Below are 17,377 nucleotides of genomic sequence, written 5' to 3' on the forward strand. Positions count from 1 at the left end.
GCCTCTGAGCCTGTCAAGTAAATCGACACTCAAGATGCCGACGGATCCAGGTATGCAAACTTCCGCTCGTGGTCAAGCACCGGCCGCCAGGGAAACGCCATGGGCGCCAGCACTTCAACGACAATCTCGGCGCTCCAGCGCGCCTGCAACAGGCTCAACAAGCGACCACGCACTTCACCATGCTCTGCTGCAGCATCACTGCGCGCCTGAAAAACCACGCGAACCACACCACCCGCATCTTTCACAATCTTGAACGCGCCGGTCAGCTGATCCGCCAGCGAGTGATCCTGATAGAGGCAGTCCTTCACCCCCTCCACCGATGGCATGCCATCCGGACGGTCCTTGATCCGGCCTCTGACCGCCACCATCGGCAACCACGGCGACACGGTCATCGCCTTTTCAGACAGCGCCTTCACCTCTTCGGGCGTCAGCAAACGCGCCATGTCGCCAGTGGTGTAACGGGGCAGCGGGATCACCGCATGTGTATCCAGCATCGTCACGCACATCTCCCCGTAGCCGTCCGGGCCCGGGTCGAGGATCTCGATGTGGGAGCGCAAGGGGTTGTAACAAAACAGAGACGGCATGGCCTCACCCGCAGCTGTCACCCCCAGAATCGTCGCCATGTCGGCATGTCGCAAGGCCGAGCGACGAATGCGGATCGTTTCGCGCGTCTCGAAAAGCAAGTTCAACCCCAGCTCGCCGACACCAAACGAACTCCCAATCAACCGGGCGTCGTCACCATCCAGATCAATGCCCATGCGCGCCGCGATGTAGTCACGCTGCGACTCCACCAAGCTCTCTTCGCCGATGATCACACTGGTGTTGAGCACACGCCAATCCACGTCGGCGGCCTTTGCCTCGTCGAGCAAGGCGCGTATGAACAATGGATCGGTGCACAGGACCGTCTGCTGAAACCTCGGTCCGACGTCACGCAAGATGGAACACGCCATGTCCTCACGCACGCTGACATTGGCCACTGCCACCGCGCGGGACCGGAACACGACCCCCATGGGCAAGCAGTTCACCAGCAAGGTCGACTGCTGGTCTACACCGAAGACATCCTGAAGACCCAGGTCAATATCGAACCAACCCTCTTCGTGCTGTGCTCGTTCAGTCAGTCGAAAGCCGAAACTGCGACCGCCACGACCGGAACTGGTCAGCACATCGGCTAAATCCTTCGCCGGCACATCACGCGCCAATTCGCTCAGCGCAAAACGGCCAAATGTGTTTTGCTTCGTCAGAACGGGCAGCTTGTTCCATGCCACCGGCTCACGCAAGGCCTGGTCATCAATGCCATGCTCACGCAACAAAGTCCGGTAAGCAGCACTGTGCCTGGCGGCATATTGAATCATCCGCGAAGCCTTGAGTCGCGACTGATTCATCATCTTCTGCGGATCCATGCCGCGCCCCATCTTCAGGATGAGCCGACGCAGTCTACGCACAGCCCCTTCAGGCAGCAACGACAACCAACTCATGCTTCAAGCCTCGCTGCGCATCCACTCCAGCAAGGCGGGGGCCGACTGGCTCAAGCCATCTTCCAGTTGCCGCAGATCCCCCAGGAACGGCGCCACCGGCCCGTAGTAATCGGTATAGGGACCGATCTGCTCGAACCCAAAGTTCATGCCCTTGAGAGCTTTCGCCAGGTAGCGCTCCATGGCTGCGTACCAGTAGCGAATGTCGTGCTTCAGGCTGTACTGGTACATCTGACGATACATGCACAGCAAGATCTGCGGAGAGCTGATCCGGCGCTCATGGTCAGACAGGTGATCTTCATCCACGTTCACGCCAGCCAGCTTGTCCCCATGACGACGGCGGTAACGCGATGACACCATCAAGCGACTGATCTCGGCCGACTGATCAGCAGGCGGCAAAGACACCCCCTCAAGCAGTTGAACGCAATGGGTCTGGAATGGAAACGTCTGAATGGCGTCAGGACGCACCAGCCGCACATAACCTGCGATCTCGTCCTGCAGGTTAAGCGAGACAAAATGGGATGAGTGAATGTCACAGTCATCGCGCTCGCGACCGTCGGGGTAATCTGCTGCTTCCAGGTAGTGGCACTCGAGGCAATACACCTGATGGCGAAGTTGGTACGCCCGATCCATCAAGGTGGCGTCCTCCACGGGGCGCACCTCTCGGCCAGTGAAGTAAGGCGCGAAGTTCACAGGCTCTGCAGTAGATGCACTCATGGCACAACGGCTTTCTGGTGGAGTGGGCCAGTGAATTCAACAGGTTACTGGCTATCCTGGGGCAGCGCCTCTCACATTCCCAGACACCCTTGCGCATCCGAATGTTCACGCCATCCGGCGGACGTCAAAAGTGTAACAGCATGTACAAGGCACGTTCATGAATCAATGTAAAGCAAATTTCTCACGAACAACACAGAAAAATGCATTCTCAGCAAATCTCTGGCTCGGGCAAGGCACCCAGCAACTCCGGACGTCGCTGCCTGATTCGCACTTCGACCTCGCGCAAATCAATGAGATAAGGCGCCACCGGGCCGTAGTAATCGGTGACCGGCCCAATCTGCCGAAACTCAATACCCAGCATGCGCTGCAGCACGCGAACAAGTGAGCGCTCCATGGCCGCATACCAATAACGGACACCATGACGCACACTGCACGCATGCATCTGCATGAAGAGGTTGCACAAAATCGTGGGAGACCGGTCGGGCTGTCGGCGGTATGAGGCCGACACCATCAAGCGGCTGATTTCTGCACACAAATGCGCCGGAGGTGATACCTCCCCTTCCAGGGTCAGGCAGTGATTTTGAAACGGGAATGTGCCGATGGGGTCAGGGCGAACCAAGCGCACATACCCCGCCACGTCACCGTCATCGTCGCAACTGGCAAAGTGAAACGAGTGGGGGTCGTGCTCGTCCGACTCACACCCTTCCGGGTAATCGACGGCATCCAGAAATCCCTGCTCCAGGCAATAAATCTGAAACCTGAGTTCGTGCACCTTGCGCATCAAAGCAAGGTCACGCAAAGGATCCACTTTGCGAGTGACGAAGCCTGACAAGCCGGGCTCCCGCTTGATCACATTCAGGCTCATCACACTCTCCGTCCGTTGGGTCAGGTCAACCATGAACACCCCACCGCTTGGCACTGAGGCCGATGGTTGACAGCGCGAAGAGCGCACTGATGGTGTTCTGCTGAACGGATATTCCCACCAAAGAGGGGCACCCCTGTAACGGTTCGTGTCTCCTCTCCCGCCTCGACACAAGCCGGATTACTCAGCAAAAGAGGCGACGGCGCCTGTCCGAATGGCGGTTACACGTGCTTTCACAGCCCAACCATGCCACTCAGCGCCTGCCTCCCGAGCGCTTGCGCTGCACGGCGGCCTTCTTTGAGGTGCCCTTGGCGTCAGCAGGTGCCGCAGACACTTTCGGCTTGACTGGCGCAGCCCCATCACCGACAACGGGTTGCTTCTCCCTCGCAGGCGGCGTCCACCAAGGCTTGAGTTCCTCCTCCAGCCCAGGCAAAACATCATCGAGCGTGCCTTGATGCACCGCATCCAACGCACGCCAGCGCCGCCGCAGATTGCCAGCGCACGCCCTGAACGCCCCGTCATCGCCGGCCAGCACCACCAGATTCCCGCCGCACGCCACCTCCAGCGGCACCACTGGCTCCCCAAACATCTGCCAGATCCGCCCGATCAGGCGGCTGCACTGCGGCTCCTTGTCCTGCAAATTCACCATCAGGACGCCAGACGCTCGCAAGGCGGCACGACACGCCTTGTAAAAGGCCAGGCTGCACAAGTCCGCCGGCTGCTCACCCCCCGGGCCAAAGCCATCGACCAGGATGACGTCATAGCTGTCTCGCGGGAGGCTGCTCACAAACGCGGCGCCGTCACCCTGAACGACGGAGAACAGCTCACCATCGACAGGCACTTGAAAGGCATCACGGGCGGCAATCACCTCGGGGTTGATCTCCACCACGGTGATCCGGGCCTGCGGCAGATGCCGATGGCAATACTTAGCCAAGGACCCGCCGCCCAGACCGATCATCAAGATGGACGCCGGCTGGGGCTGCAGCAGCAAAAACGCCATCATCACCCGGCTGTAATCCAGGTCCAGCGCAGTCGGGTCGTCCAGCCGCATGCGGCTCTGGATGCTTGTCTCGTCAAAACTCATGATGACCGATTCCCCGTCTTGCTCGACGGTAGGGGAAGGCAAGGTCGCAGCCGGCACCTGGGGTTTGGAGGCTTGGTGCATCAGTACACCAACCGATCAGGACGAATGTCACGCAAGATGGTGGTGGCAATCTCTTCAATGGACTTGTGGGTGGACGACAGCCAATCGATGCCCTCGCGGCGCATCATCGCCTCGGCCTGCCCCACCTCGAAGCGGCAGTTCTCCAGGCTGGCGTATTTGCTGTTCGGGCGCCGCTCGTTGCGGATCTGGCTCAGGCGCTGCGGGTCGATCGTCAAGCCGAAGCACTTCTTCTTGTAGGGCTTGAGCATCGTTGGCAGAAAGCCGCGGTCAAAGTCCTCGGGAATCAGGGGCACGTTCGCGGCCTTGATGCCGTGTTGCATGGCCAGGTAGAGCGATGTGGGCGTCTTGCCGCAACGGCTCACCCCCACCAGCACCACGTCGGCCGTGTCCAGACTGCGTGCCGACTGACCATCATCGTGCTCCAGGGCGAAGTTGATCGCCTCGATGCGGTCGTTGTAGCCCCGGTCCTGACTCGGATCACTGAAACGTCCCACCCGGTGGTTGGACTTCATGTTGAATTCCTCTTCGAGCGGAAGCACGAAGGTCTGGATCACGTCGAACACCTTGCCTTCGCAGGTCTTGAGGATGGGCATCACGTCGTCATTGGCCATCGTGATGAAGACGATGGGGCGCTTGCCCTCACGCACGCCCGTGGCGTTGATCTCGCGCACCACCTGGTAGGCCTTGTCCACCGAGTCAATGAAGGGGCGACGGATGTGACGCGGCTTGATGGCGAACTGGGCCAGGATGGAGTTGCCCATGGTTTCGGCGGTGATGCCGGTGCCATCGGAGATGAAGAAAACGGTGCGATCGGACATGAAATGGTGGGGCACTGAACGGTGACAGCGGTGCAAGACACACCTGCAGAAACCTCCCAGTTGCGCGCCCTGGAATTGGAAACAGACAAAGCCGGATCATAGGCCTGACCGTACAATGTCGCACATTGATGCCCTGCCCCAGCTCTTCCGCACCCAGGCCATACAAACAGAACTCCAGGCCTCTTTGCGACATCGGACAAGGCAACGCCAGATTTTTTCACCATCCTGGAGCTTTACATGACCAACCGCTTTGAGCCGACCGCCCTGGTCGTTCCCTTCGAGCAATTGCGCAACGAGGACGTTGAAGTCGTCGGCGGCAAGAACGCCAGCCTCGGCGAGATGATCTCGCAGCTGCCCAATGGCGTGCGCGTCCCCACCGGTTTCGCCACCACGGCCCACGCCTTCCGCGAGTTCCTGAAGCACGACGGCCTGTCTGACCGCATCAGCCAGCGTCTGGCCGCCCTCGACACCGAGGACGTGCGTGCGTTGGCCGAAGCCGGCGCCGAAATCCGCGGCTGGGTCGAAGCCCAGCCCTTCCCCGCCGACCTGGAGCAGGCCATCCGCACCGCCTACGCCAAGCTGGCCGGCGACAACCCTGACGCCTCGTTTGCCGTGCGCTCGTCTGCCACGGCAGAAGACCTGCCCGACGCCTCGTTCGCCGGTCAGCAGGAAACCTTCCTGAACGTGGTTGGCATCGAAGACATTCTCCACAAGATGAAGGAAGTGTTCGCCTCGCTGTACAACGACCGCGCCATTTCCTACCGCGTGCACAAGGGCTTCGCCCACGACGTGGTGGCCCTGTCGGCCGGCGTCCAGCGCATGGTCCGCTCTGACCTGGGCGCCGCTGGCGTGATGTTCACCATCGACACCGAATCCGGCTTCCAGGACGTGGTCTTCATCACCTCCAGCTACGGCCTGGGTGAAACCGTCGTGCAAGGCGCCGTCAATCCCGACGAGTTCTACGTGCACAAGCCCGCACTGAAGGCCGGCAAGCAAGCCGTCATCCGCCGCAACCTGGGCTCCAAGCTGATCAAGATGGAGTTCGCCTCGGCCGAAGAAAAGGCTGCGACCGGCAAGCTGGTGCGCACCGTCGACACCACCGTCGAAGCCCGCAACCGCTACAGCCTGACCAATGAGGACGTGACCGAACTGGGCCGCTACGCCGTCATCATCGAAGAACACTATGGCCGCCCGATGGACATCGAGTGGGGCAAGGACGGCACCGATGGCAAGCTCTACATCCTGCAGGCTCGTCCCGAAACCGTGAAGAGCCAGCAGCAAGGCAAGGCCGAGCAACGCTACAAGCTCAAGGGCACCGGCACCGTGCTGGCCGAAGGCCGCGCCATTGGTCAGAAGATCGGCACCGGCCCTGTGCGCATCGTGCACAACATCTCCGAGATGGACACTGTCAAGCCCGGCGACGTGCTCGTCACCGACATGACTGACCCCAACTGGGAACCGGTCATGAAGCGCGCCAGCGCCATCGTGACGAACCGCGGTGGCCGCACCTGCCACGCCGCCATCATTGCGCGTGAACTGGGCATCCCCGCCGTGGTCGGCTGTGGCAACGCCACCGAGCGCCTGACCGACGGCACCCTGGTGACCGTGGCTTGCTCCGAAGGCGACACCGGCTACATCTACGAAGGTCTGCTGGAAACCGAAGTCACCGAGGTGACCCGTGGCGAGATGCCGCACATCGGTCTGAAGATCATGATGAACGTGGGCAACCCCCAACTGGCGTTCGACTTCGCCCAGATGCCCAACAACGGCGTCGGTCTGGCTCGCCTTGAGTTCATCATCAACAACAACATCGGCGTCCACCCCAAGGCCATCCTCGACTACCCGAACATCGACAACGACCTGAAGAAGGCCGTCGAGTCGGTGGCCCGTGGTCATGCCTCGCCCCGTGCTTTCTACGTCGACAAGCTGGCCGAAGGCGTCGCCACGATCGCTGCGGCGTTCTGGCCCAAGCCCGTCATCGTGCGTCTGTCGGACTTCAAGTCCAACGAGTACAAGAAGCTGATCGGCGGTTCGCGCTACGAGCCGGAAGAAGAAAACCCGATGCTGGGCTTCCGTGGCGCCTCGCGCTACATCAGCCAGGAATTCGGCGAAGCCTTTGCCATGGAGTGCGAAGCCCTCAAGCGCGTGCGCAACGACATGGGCCTGACCAACGTCGAGATCATGGTGCCCTTCGTGCGCACCTTGAAGCAAGCCGAGCGTGTCACCAACATGCTGGCCGACCACGGCCTGGTGCGCGCCTCCAAGGGCGGCAAGGACGGCCTGCGCGTCATCATGATGTGCGAAGTGCCCTCCAATGCCATCCTGGCCGAACAGTTCCTGGAGTACTTCGACGGCATGTCCATCGGCTCCAACGACCTGACCCAGTTGACCCTGGGCCTGGACCGCGACTCCGGCCTAGAGTTGCTGGCCGCCGACTTCGACGAACGTGATCCTGCCGTCAAGGCCATGATCTCGCGGGCCATCGCCGCCTGCCGCGCCCAAGGCAAGTACATCGGCATCTGCGGCCAGGGCCCCAGCGACCACCCTGACTTCGCCGAATGGCTGGCTGCCGAAGGCATCGTCTCGCTCTCGCTGAACCCTGACACCGTGGTCGAAACCTGGCAGCGTCTGGCCGCCAAGTAAGGCCCGCTTCGCTTTCTTGAGCGACACGCCACCCACGGGTGGCGTTTTCATTGCTATAATCGCGGGTTTTCTGAATGTTGCCCAGGGACTTAAAACCAGGGGCAGCCCTTGCCGTCAGCGGGTTTGACGCTTCGCGACGGCTTCCATCAACTGGAATCCACAAGGAGTTTCCATGCGTCACTACGAAATCATCGTGCTGATCCACCCGGATCAAAGCGAACAAGTGCCGGCCATGCTCGAGCGCTACAAGACCCTGATCACCACCACCGGTGGCCAGGTTCACCGCGTTGAAGACTGGGGCCGTCGTCAGCTGGCTTACCAGATCAACAAGCTGGCCAAGGCTCACTACCTCTGCCTGAACGTCGAAATCAGCAAGGAAACCCTGGCTGAAATCGAAACCGGCTTCAAGTTCAATGACGCCGTGCTGCGTCACCTGACCGTGCTGAAGGACAAGGCTGAGACCGCTCCTTCCGTGATGATGAAGCAAGTTGAGCGTGAAGAGGCCCGCAAGGCCCAGCAGGATCAAGCCGCTGCCTGATTGATGCCGCAAGGCGTCTAGGCACTGCGTCCACCCGTTCACTGATTGACTGCATGAACCGCGTCCTGCTGTCTGCACAGATCATTGAACGCAAAGCGCTGAGATACACCCCCGCCGGCCTGCCCGCCCTCGACCTCGTGCTTCAGCACGAATCCGAGGTGACCGAGGCCCAGCAAAACCGCAAGGTCAAGCTGGAAATCAAGGCAGTCGCGCTTGGCCCGATGGCCGAGAAGCTGAACCGGCAAGAAACAGGCGTGACCTTCGGGTTGGCTGGTTTTCTCGGGGCTCCGCGTGCTGGACGTGGCGTGCTGCTGCACATCACCGAACTCAACGACATCGTTTAAACACATCCAATCGGATACTGAGAGGTTCTCATGGCTGCTCCCCGCTCCAAGAACGGCAAGTTCTCCAAAGACCGCAAGGGCAAGCGCAACACGCAATCCCTGCTGTTCCGCCGCAAGCGCTTCTGCCGCTTCACCGTCGCCAACGTCGAACAGATCGACTACAAGGACGTTGACACGCTGCGCGACTTCATCGCTGAAAACGGCAAGATCATCCCCGCACGCCTGACCGGCACCCGCGCGATCTACCAGCGTCAGCTGACCACCGCCATCAAGCGCGCTCGCTTCCTGGCTCTGCTGCCTTACAGCGACCAGCACCGCGTCTAAGGAGTCCTCGTCATGCAAATCATCCTCCTCGAAAAAGTCGCCAACCTGGGCAACCTGGGTGATGTGGTCAAGGTCAAGGACGGCTACGCCCGTAACTTCCTGATCCCGACCCGTCAAGCTCGTCGTGCCACCGAAAAGGCCATCGCCGAATTCGAAGCCCGTCGTGCCGAGCTGGAAAAGGCTCAAGCCGAGAAACTGGCCGCCGCTCAAGCCGTGGGCGAAAAGCTCAACGGCAAGACCGTGTCCATCTCGCAAAAGGCTGGCGTTGACGGCCGTCTGTTCGGCTCGGTGACCAACTTCGACATCGCTGAAGGCCTGAAGGCTGCCGGCTTCGAAGTCGCCAAGCACCAGATCCGCATGCCCAACGGTCCTCTGAAGACCACGGGCGAGCACGCTGTGTCGGTGGCTCTGCACACCGACGTGGTCGTGGACGTGACCGTTGCCGTGGTCGGCGAAACCGCTTAAGGTTTCTCCTTCCTCTGCGATTCACACCATCGCCTGAAACCGGTTTCGGCCGGTTTCAACCAAAGCCGGCCTTACCGCCGGCTTTGTCGTTTGTGGCCCGACTTATCCCGCAAAGTCCCCAGCATTTCCCAAGGCTGCCCACAGACTTGTCCACAGGCGGGGCACTGCTCCGCTTTTATCATTGAGCCATGGCTGCCGCATTCCCCACCCCGTTCTCCGCCCGCAGTGGCACCGACTCACTGAGCAGTGACGAGGTCGCCAAACTCCGCGTGCCTCCGCACTCCATTGAGGCCGAACAGAGTGTGCTGGGGGGCTTGTTGCTGGACAACAGCGCCTGGGATCGTGCAGCCGACCTGCTGCACGACGGCGACTTCTACCGGCACGAGCACCAACTGATCTTCCTGGCCATCCAACAACTGGTGGGCGCATCCAAGCCGGCTGACGTGATCACGGTGTTCGAGCAACTACAGATGCAGGGCAAGGGCGCCGAGGTGGGTGGCCTCGCTTACCTCAACGCCCTGGCCCAGTCGGTGCCCAGCGCGGCCAACATGCGTCGCTACGCCGAGATCGTGCGTGAGCGCGCCGTGCTGCGCAAGCTGGTCACTGCGAGCGACGAGATCGCCACGAACGCCTTCAATCCGCAGGGCAAAAGCGTTTCCGACATCCTCGACGAGGCCGAAGCCAAGATCATGAAGATCGGCGAAGAAGGCAGCCGCAACAAGCAGGGCTTCTTCGCGATGGATGGCCTGGTGGTGGACCTGCTGGACCGCGTCACCGAACTGGCCGACAACGGCGCCGAGGACGTGACCGGCGTGCGCACCGGCTTCATCGACATGGACAAGATGACCGCGGGCCTGCAAAAAGGCGACCTGATCATCCTAGCCGCCCGTCCCTCGATGGGGAAAACCGCGTTCGCCCTGAACATCGGAGAGAACGTCGCCGTCAACGAAGGCCTGCCGGTGGCCGTGTTCTCCATGGAAATGGGTGCATCCCAACTGGCGCTGCGTATGGTGGGCTCTATCGGGCGCATCAACCAGCAGAACCTGCGGACCGGCCGCCTCACCGACGACGAATGGGGCCGCCTGAGCGAAACCGTGGAGAAGCTGCGCACGGCCAACGTCTTCATTGACGAGACGCCTGGCCTGTCGCCCAACGAGTTGCGCGCCCGCGCGCGTCGTCTGGCCCGTCAGTTTGGCGGCACCCTGGGCCTGATCATCATCGACTACCTGCAGCTGATGAGCGGCTCGGGCGGCAACGAAGAGAACCGCGCCACCGTGATCGGTGAGATCTCGCGGGGTCTGAAGGCTCTGGCCAAGGAACTGCAGTGCCCGGTGATCGCGCTGTCCCAGCTCAACCGTTCGGTGGAAACGCGCCCGGACAAACGTCCGATGATGTCCGACCTGCGAGAATCGGGCGCCATCGAGCAGGACGCCGACGTGATCATGTTCATCTACCGCGACGAGTATTACAACAAGGAATCCAAGGTGCCCGGCACCGCCGAAATCATCATCGGCAAGCAGCGTAACGGCCCGGTGGGCAGCCTGCACCTGGCTTTCCTCAAGTCGAACACGCGCTTCGAGAACCTGGCCCCCGGCACTTATATTGGCGAGGGCGATCAGTACTGATCATGTACCCGCGCGCTTCAACGTGACGCCCTGGGCGGCTTGGAGGCACTCACAGCCCGTGCCGCGCCAACCAGGCCTGTAACTGGGCTGGCTGTAAGGCGCCCGACACCCGGTCCACTTCCCTGCCCTGCTTGAACAGGGCCAGGGTTGGGATGCTGCGGATCTGGTAAGTGGATGCAATGCCCTGCTCCACCTCAGTGTTGACTTTGGCGAAACGCACACGACTGGCATACGACGCGGCCAGTTGCGCGAACACCGGCGCGAACATCTTGCACGGCCCACACCAGGGCGCCCAGAAGTCCACCAGCACCGGCAACTGATTGCGGGTGATGAAACGCTCAAAGCTGGCCTGGTTCAAGTCAATGGGCTGCGGCACCAGCACAGGTTGATGACACTGACCGCACTGCGGCGCATCACTCAGGCGTTGCGCCGGAACACGGTTGATGGCGTGGCAGTGGGGGCAAACCAGTTCCAGGGATGACGTCATGGGGCTTCCTCGTGAAGTGATGTACCCCAGATGGTATCCAATCGGCCAAAAACAAGCCCGCCGGGGCTGCAAGCCAGGGCGGGCTATTCCAGCGAGGATGACGCGACTCAGTCGTCACCACCACCCAGCGCCGTCAGCAGGTGCAGCAACGACGAGAACAGGTTGTACACGCTCAGGTAGACCGACAGCGTGGCCGTCACGTAGTTGGTTTCACCGCCATCGATGATCTGCTTGAGGTCATACAGGATGAAAGCAGAGAAGATCACCACGCCCATGGCCGACAGGGCCAGGTACAACGCCGGCATTTGCAGCCAGATGTTGGCGATGGCGGCCACGATCATGACCATCAGGCCCACGAACAGCCACTTGCCAAGGGAGGACACATCGCGCTTCATGGTCGATGCCAGGGTGGCCATGCCGGCGAACACCAGAGCGGTGCCGCCGAAGGCCGTGGCAATCAGCGAAGCGCCATTGGACAGACCCAGCACCATGCCCAGCATGCGCGACAGCATCAACCCCATGAAGAAGGTGAAGCCCAGCAGCAGCACAACGCCCACGCCGGAGTTCTTGAACTTCTCGATGGCGAAGAAGAAGCCGAAGGACACGGCCATGAACACGATCAAGCCCATGAAGGGGCTGCCTGCGAAGAAGCTGAAGCCCGTCGCCACACCCAACCAAGCCCCCAACACCGTGGGCAGCATCGACAAGGCCAGCAAGGCGTAGGTGTTGCGTAGCACGCGCTGACGGTCACCGGCCACGGCCGAGCCGTAGACCACGTCCAGGGGTTTCATTGATCGATCCATGTGTTCTCTCCAGGTTCGCCGCACCGACCCACCCAACGGGGCCGCACGGCGTGTGTCAAACCTCGGAACATTGTAGGGCGTTCATCCGGGCTTCCCCGGCCCTGAAATCCATTCCGCCCACAGGGCATCGGTCAGCCAAGGTCGATGTGGACAAGCTGCCAGCATCACAAGCGGCGGCGCATCGACTCGTACAGACAAACGGCCGCGGCGGCGGCCACGTTGAGCGACTCCTCGCCTCCCGGCTGCGGAATGGCCACTTTCAAGGCGCACTGGCGCATCACGGCCTCGCCCACTCCCTGCCCCTCGTGCCCCATCACCCAGGCACAAGGCTCTGGCAAGGCGACAGTCGGCAGCAGGTGCTCGGTGTGCGAGCTGGTCGCCACCAGGGGAAGCTGCAAGTCCACCAGGGCCTCCGGCAAGACCTGCTCGACCAGATGCAAGGCGAAATGCGCACCCATGCCCGCCCGCAGGACCTTGGGCGACCACAAACCTGCCGTGCCTTTGAGCGCCACCACCTGCGCCACACCCATGGCCGATGCACTGCGCAAGATGCTGCCCACATTCCCGGCGTCCTGTACCCGGTCCAGCACCACCGTGGGCACACCCGCACGCAGTGCGCTCTCTGCGGCCTCGGCGGGCGGGCGGGCCAGCACAAAGCCGATTCGGGCCGGCGACTCCAGACCGGTGTAGGTCTTCCACAAGGCATCGGGCACGACCACGACCTTCTCGGCCTGTCGTGCCAAGGCGCTCAGACGCACCGCCTGCGCATCGGTACCGGCTGCGATGCCATGCTCACCCAGCCAGGCACTCTCGGCCACCACGGCCAGGCCGACCTCGATGCCGCGCTGCAGGCAGGCATCGCACAGGTGATCGCCCTCCAGCCAGACCTCACCCTGCTTGCGGTAGGCCACCGGGTCCTGGCTGAGACGCCGCAAGCGCTGCACCAAGGGGTTGTCGCGCGAGGTGACCAACTGGGTGCTGCGCAGGCGGACGGGACGTTGAAGAAGAGAATCGCTCATGTCAGGAAAGATCGAGGTCAACGTACCACCGCGGCCAACGGGTCGGCGGTGCTGGCCAGTGCCAGCTTGACGGGACCAAAGGTGCGTCGGTGCGCGGGCGTGGCGCCATGCTCGCGCAGGGCCGTCAGATGTGCCGCCGTGGGATAGCCCTTGTGCACCTCGAATCCATATTGAGGGTACGCCTCGTGCAATTGCGTGCACAGGCGGTCACGGTGCACCTTGGCCAGGATGGACGCCGCCGAAATGGCCTGCACCTTCGCATCGCCCTTGACGATGGCCTGCGCGGGCACGTTCAACACAGGGATGCGGTTGCCATCCACCAGCACCATGGCGGGCTTGAGGCGCAGGCCTTCCACCGCGCGCCGCATGGCCAGCATCGTGGCCTGCAAGATGTTGAGCGCGTCAATCTCCTCGACGCTGGCCTCGGCAATGCAGCAACACAGCGCCTTGGCACGGATCTCGTCGTACAGGCTGTCTCGCCGACGAGCAGTGAGCTTCTTTGAGTCTGCCAGGCCCGCAATCGGCTGCTGATCATCCAGGATCACAGCCGCTGCCACCACTGGCCCCGCCAAGGGCCCACGCCCGGCCTCGTCCACGCCAGCCATCAGGCCCACAGCGTCCACCGGCCACAGCAGGTCGAGCTGAAAAGGCGTTTCGGCGGCCTGTGCCGGGTCAGCGCGTTTCGAGGACTTGGGCGATGGCATCACTGGCGGCACGGGCCGTATCCTGTTTCAGCTGGTGGTGAAGTTCAAGGAAGCGCTGCTGCACAGAGGCCGCACGGGCGGGCTGGTCCAGCCACGCCAGCACATCGGCCGCGAGCTGGGCGGGGTTCGCCTCATCTTGCAGGCGCTCGGGCACCACCGAGTCCGACAGCAGGATATTGGGCAGCCCCACCCAAGGCAGGTAGGCCATGCGCTTCATGATCTGCCAGCTCAGGCCACTGATCTTGTAGGCGATCACCATGGGACGTTTGAACAGCGCCGCCTCCAACGTGGCCGTGCCGCTGGCGATCAAGGTGACATCACAGGCCGCCAAAGCTTCGTGCGAACGACCATCGAGCAGCGTCAACGGGGCGTCGGGCGCGTGCTCGCGCACCATCGGCTCGACCATGTCGCGCAAGCCTGGCACCACCGGCAGCACAAAGCGCAAATCCGGCCGCTGGCGGCTCAGCAGCGCCACGGTCTGCAAGAAAGCCGGCGTGTTGTGCTGCACCTCGCCGCGACGGCTGCCCGGCAGGATGGCGATCACCGGCGTCTGCTCGTCCAGGCCCAGGCTGGTACGCGCCTGGGCACGTGGCACCTCCAGCGGAATGGTGTCCGCCAGCGGATGCCCGACGAAGGTCGCCGCGATACCATGATCGTGATACAGCTTGGGCTCAAACGGGAACAGGCACAGCATGTGGTCCACCGAGCGGTGAATCTTGTGGATGCGTCCGCCTCGCCAGGCCCAGATGGAGGGGCTGACGAAGTGCACCGTCTTGATGCCTTCAGCCTTCAAACGGGCCTCCAGGCCCAGATTGAAGTCCGGCGCGTCGACCCCGACAAACACATCGGGGCGGTCGGCCAGCAAGCGCTCCCCCAGCTCGCGGCGGATGGTCCAGATTTCACGAAAGCGCCGCAGCACCTCCATGTTGAAACCATGCACCGCCAGCTTCTGGTATGGCCACCAGGCATCAAACCCGTGCTCGGCCATGCGAGGACCACCGATGCCGCAGGACGACAGGCCCGACCAGCGTGCCTTCAAGCCGCCGAGCAGCAAGCCCGACAGCAGATCGCCCGAGGTTTCGCCGGCCACCATGGCCACGCGCGGTTCAGCAGCGCTCATGCTTCAGCGCACGATGCCGCGCTCGGCACCCGCCAGGAAAGCCAGCATCTTGTCGATGTCGGCATCCGCGTCCGGCACCTGGCCGCGCAACTGTTCGATCTCGGCCTTGGCCGCCTCCAGCGTCAAGCCCTTGCGATACAGCGCCCGGTACATCTTCTTGAGCATGGTCAGGCGCTCGGCCGAAAAGCCGCGGCGACGCGGGCCTTCCTGGTGCACGTTCTGCGCTTCGGCGGGGTTGCCGGCGGCCACGACAAACGGCGGCAGGTCTTGCGACAGGCGGGTCTGAAAACCCAGCATGGCAAAGTCGCCAATGCGCACAAACTGGTGAATACCGCTGATGCCACCGATCAGGGTGTAGCTGCCCACGGTGACGTGGCCGGCAAACTGCACCGAATTGGCGATCACGTTGTGATCACCGATCACGCAGTCATGGGCCACATGCACATAGGCCATGATCCAGTTGTCATCACCGATCTGGGTGACGCCCTTGTCCTGAACAGTGCCCGTGTTGAACGTGGTGAACTCGCGGATGGTGTTGCGGTCGCCAATGATCAACTGGGTGGGCTCGCCCTTGTACTTCTTGTCTTGCGGGTCGGCCCCCAGAGAGGCAAACTGGAAGATCTTGTTGTCGCGGCCAATCGTGGTGTGACCTTCGATCACGCAGTGCGCGCCGATGCTGCAGCCTTCACCGATGCGGACGTTTGGCCCGATCGTGGTGAAGGGGCCCACCGTGACGGAGTCAGCCAGTTGCGCTGCGGGGTCGACGATGGCGCTGGGATGGATGTTCGCCATCTGCGCCTCAAGACACCTTGCGAACCGTGCACATCAGTTGTGCCGACACCGCCAGTTCCTCACCCACCAGGGCTTGCGCATTGAACTTGTAGATGCCGCCCTTGTTGCGGTCCATCTGCACATCCAGGAAGAGCTGGTCACCCGGCTCGACCGGGCGCTTGAAACGCGCACCGTCGATGCCCACGAAGTAGTAGACCGAGTTCTCGTCCACGCCTTCACCCTGGGTTTCGAACGCGAGCAAGGCAGCCGTCTGCGCCAGTGCTTCCAGCATCAACACGCCAGGCATCACCGGGCGGTTGGGGAAGTGGCCCTGGAAGAATGGCTCGTTGATCGTCACGTTCTTCAAGGCACGAATGCGAACGTTCTTTTCGACTTCCAGCACACGGTCCACCAACAGGAAGGGGTAGCGGTGCGGGAGCTTTTGAAGAATCTTATGGATGTCCATCAGCTTTTCACTTGCTTTTCTAGGGTTCGGATACGGTCACGCAAGGCATGGAGTTGACGCAGGGTCGCTGCGTTTTTCTCCCAAGATGCGTTCTCGTCAAAAGGGAAGGCGCCACTGTACAAGCCAGGCTTGAGCACAGAGCGAGAAATCAGGGTGCCGGATGACACATGCACATTGTCCGCCAATGTGAGGTGTCCGAGGATCATGCCCGCACCGCCCACCGTGCAATGCTTGCCGATGCGGGCGCTGCCTGCCACACCGACACAACCGGCCATGGCCGAATGCTCGCCAATGTGGACGTTGTGCGCAATCTGAACCAGGTTGTCGAGCTTGACGCCGTCTTCAATCACTGTGTCGTCCAGGGCGCCGCGGTCCACGCAGGTGTTGGCGCCCAGCTCCACATCGTCGCCAATGCGCACGGCGCCCAGCTGCTCGATCTTCTCCCAACGGCCCTGCTTGGGCGCGAAGCCGAAACCATCGGCGCCGATCACCACACCGCTGTGCAAAATGCAGCGTGCACCGACCACGCAGTCAAAACCCAAGGTGACTTGCGGGGCCAAGCGGGTGTGCTCGCCAACGCGGGCGCGGGCACCCACAAAGCACTGCGCACCGATCTGGGCCCCAGCTTCCACGATGGCCCCGGCCTCGATCACGGCCAAGGGGCCGACAACGACGTCGGGGCCGATCACGGCGGTCGGGTCCACCACGGCCGAGGGATGGATGCCCGCAGCCGGACGCGGACGGACTTGCTTGGACCACCACTGGGTCAGGCGAGCAAAGTACAGGTAAGGATCGTCGGTGACGAGGGCCGCCCCTCGCGCCGTGGCCTCGTCCTGAACCGCCGGACTGACAATGACGCACGTGGCCTTGGTCGTGGCCAGTTGCGCACGGTATTTCGGGTTCGACAGGAAGGCGATGGTGTCCGGTGCGTCGCTGTCCAAAGGGCCGATCTGTCGGATCACGGTGTTCGCGTCTCCGATCAGGGTGCCCCCCAGCTCGGCCACCAACTGGCCGAGCGTCACATTCACAGGCAT

At 62.2% G+C, this 17,377-nt stretch carries 19 protein-coding genes; 6 read left to right on the top strand and 13 right to left on the bottom strand.

Annotation, left to right across the window (positions count from 1 at the left end; translation table 11 throughout):
* Positions 1–29: 29 nt before the first annotated feature.
* The 5 genes from RBT42_RS01150 to RBT42_RS01170 form a co-directional block, all read right to left on the bottom strand.
* Positions 30–1,475, bottom strand: coding sequence for a hypothetical protein (locus RBT42_RS01150; RefSeq protein WP_320361807.1), 1,446 nt, complete (start codon positions 1,473–1,475; stop codon positions 30–32).
* A gap of 3 nt (positions 1,476–1,478) precedes the next feature.
* The gene (locus RBT42_RS01155; RefSeq protein WP_320361808.1) at positions 1,479–2,189 is read right to left on the bottom strand and encodes a PEP-CTERM/exosortase system-associated acyltransferase; all 711 of its coding nucleotides are present in this window, start codon (positions 2,187–2,189) and stop codon (positions 1,479–1,481) included.
* A gap of 208 nt (positions 2,190–2,397) precedes the next feature.
* Positions 2,398–3,054: a GNAT family N-acetyltransferase gene (locus RBT42_RS01160; protein ID WP_320361809.1), complete on the bottom strand. Its 657-nt coding sequence runs from the start codon at positions 3,052–3,054 to the stop codon at positions 2,398–2,400.
* Between the two features lie 250 nt (positions 3,055–3,304).
* A complete protein-coding gene (locus RBT42_RS01165; protein ID WP_320361811.1) occupies positions 3,305–4,216 on the bottom strand; it encodes a fused MFS/spermidine synthase in 912 nt (303 codons plus the stop codon).
* Positions 4,216–5,034, bottom strand: coding sequence for a pyruvate, water dikinase regulatory protein (locus tag RBT42_RS01170; RefSeq protein ID WP_320361812.1), 819 nt, complete (start codon positions 5,032–5,034; stop codon positions 4,216–4,218). Before RBT42_RS01170 ends, RBT42_RS01165 begins: the two co-directional genes overlap by 1 nt.
* 237 nt (positions 5,035–5,271) lie before the next feature.
* Between RBT42_RS01170 and ppsA the strand changes: the two genes are divergently transcribed.
* The 6 genes from ppsA to dnaB all read left to right on the top strand — a co-directional run bounded on the left by ppsA (position 5,272) and on the right by dnaB (position 10,973).
* Entirely contained in the window at positions 5,272–7,677 is a 2,406-nt protein-coding gene (ppsA, locus tag RBT42_RS01175) for a phosphoenolpyruvate synthase (RefSeq protein ID WP_320361813.1), read from the top strand.
* A 172-nt stretch (positions 7,678–7,849) separates the two neighbouring features.
* A complete protein-coding gene (gene rpsF, locus RBT42_RS01180; RefSeq protein ID WP_320361814.1) occupies positions 7,850–8,215 on the top strand; it encodes a 30S ribosomal protein S6 in 366 nt (121 codons plus the stop codon).
* Positions 8,216–8,268: 53 nt separating this feature from the next.
* Complete coding sequence (gene priB / locus RBT42_RS01185) at positions 8,269–8,559, top strand: primosomal replication protein N (protein ID WP_320361816.1); 291 nt, start codon at positions 8,269–8,271, stop codon at positions 8,557–8,559.
* Between the two features lie 30 nt (positions 8,560–8,589).
* Positions 8,590–8,883 (top strand): 30S ribosomal protein S18, encoded by a 294-nt coding sequence (gene rpsR / locus RBT42_RS01190; RefSeq protein WP_035034561.1) that lies wholly within the window; start codon positions 8,590–8,592, stop codon positions 8,881–8,883.
* A 12-nt stretch (positions 8,884–8,895) separates the two neighbouring features.
* Positions 8,896–9,348 (top strand): 50S ribosomal protein L9, encoded by a 453-nt coding sequence (gene rplI / locus RBT42_RS01195; RefSeq protein ID WP_320361820.1) that lies wholly within the window; start codon positions 8,896–8,898, stop codon positions 9,346–9,348.
* A gap of 188 nt (positions 9,349–9,536) precedes the next feature.
* Positions 9,537–10,973, top strand: coding sequence for a replicative DNA helicase (dnaB, locus tag RBT42_RS01200; protein WP_320361821.1), 1,437 nt, complete (start codon positions 9,537–9,539; stop codon positions 10,971–10,973).
* Positions 10,974–11,022: 49 nt separating this feature from the next.
* Here the strand turns inward: dnaB and trxC are convergent, their stop codons facing one another.
* The 8 genes from trxC to lpxD all read right to left on the bottom strand — a co-directional run bounded on the left by trxC (position 11,023) and on the right by lpxD (position 17,371).
* Positions 11,023–11,460 carry a thioredoxin TrxC gene (trxC, locus tag RBT42_RS01205; protein ID WP_320361822.1) on the bottom strand — a complete coding sequence of 146 codons (438 nt, stop codon included), beginning with the start codon at positions 11,458–11,460 and terminating at the stop codon, positions 11,023–11,025.
* 107 nt (positions 11,461–11,567) lie between these two features.
* A complete protein-coding gene (locus tag RBT42_RS01210) occupies positions 11,568–12,263 on the bottom strand; it encodes a Bax inhibitor-1/YccA family protein (RefSeq protein WP_320361824.1) in 696 nt (231 codons plus the stop codon).
* 164 nt (positions 12,264–12,427) lie between these two features.
* The gene (locus tag RBT42_RS01215; protein ID WP_320361825.1) at positions 12,428–13,282 is read right to left on the bottom strand and encodes an RNA methyltransferase; all 855 of its coding nucleotides are present in this window, start codon (positions 13,280–13,282) and stop codon (positions 12,428–12,430) included.
* 17 nt (positions 13,283–13,299) lie between these two features.
* Entirely contained in the window at positions 13,300–13,887 is a 588-nt protein-coding gene (gene rnhB, locus RBT42_RS01220; RefSeq protein ID WP_320361896.1) for a ribonuclease HII, read from the bottom strand.
* A 67-nt stretch (positions 13,888–13,954) separates the two neighbouring features.
* Positions 13,955–15,106 carry a lipid-A-disaccharide synthase gene (lpxB, locus tag RBT42_RS01225; RefSeq protein WP_320361827.1) on the bottom strand — a complete coding sequence of 384 codons (1,152 nt, stop codon included), beginning with the start codon at positions 15,104–15,106 and terminating at the stop codon, positions 13,955–13,957.
* A gap of 3 nt (positions 15,107–15,109) precedes the next feature.
* Positions 15,110–15,898, bottom strand: a complete 789-nt coding sequence (gene lpxA / locus RBT42_RS01230) for an acyl-ACP--UDP-N-acetylglucosamine O-acyltransferase (RefSeq protein ID WP_320361828.1) — start codon at positions 15,896–15,898, stop codon at positions 15,110–15,112.
* Positions 15,899–15,905: 7 nt separating this feature from the next.
* On the bottom strand, positions 15,906–16,346 hold the full coding sequence (gene fabZ / locus RBT42_RS01235) for a 3-hydroxyacyl-ACP dehydratase FabZ (protein WP_320361899.1): 441 nt from the start codon (positions 16,344–16,346) through the stop codon (positions 15,906–15,908).
* A complete protein-coding gene (lpxD, locus tag RBT42_RS01240) occupies positions 16,343–17,371 on the bottom strand; it encodes a UDP-3-O-(3-hydroxymyristoyl)glucosamine N-acyltransferase (RefSeq protein ID WP_320361900.1) in 1,029 nt (342 codons plus the stop codon). Before lpxD ends, fabZ begins: the two co-directional genes overlap by 4 nt.
* Between the last annotated feature and the right edge of the window lie 6 nt (positions 17,372–17,377).

It is taken from the genome of Aquabacterium sp., assembly GCF_034003525.1.
Classification (GTDB): domain Bacteria; phylum Pseudomonadota; class Gammaproteobacteria; order Burkholderiales; family Burkholderiaceae_C; genus Aquabacterium.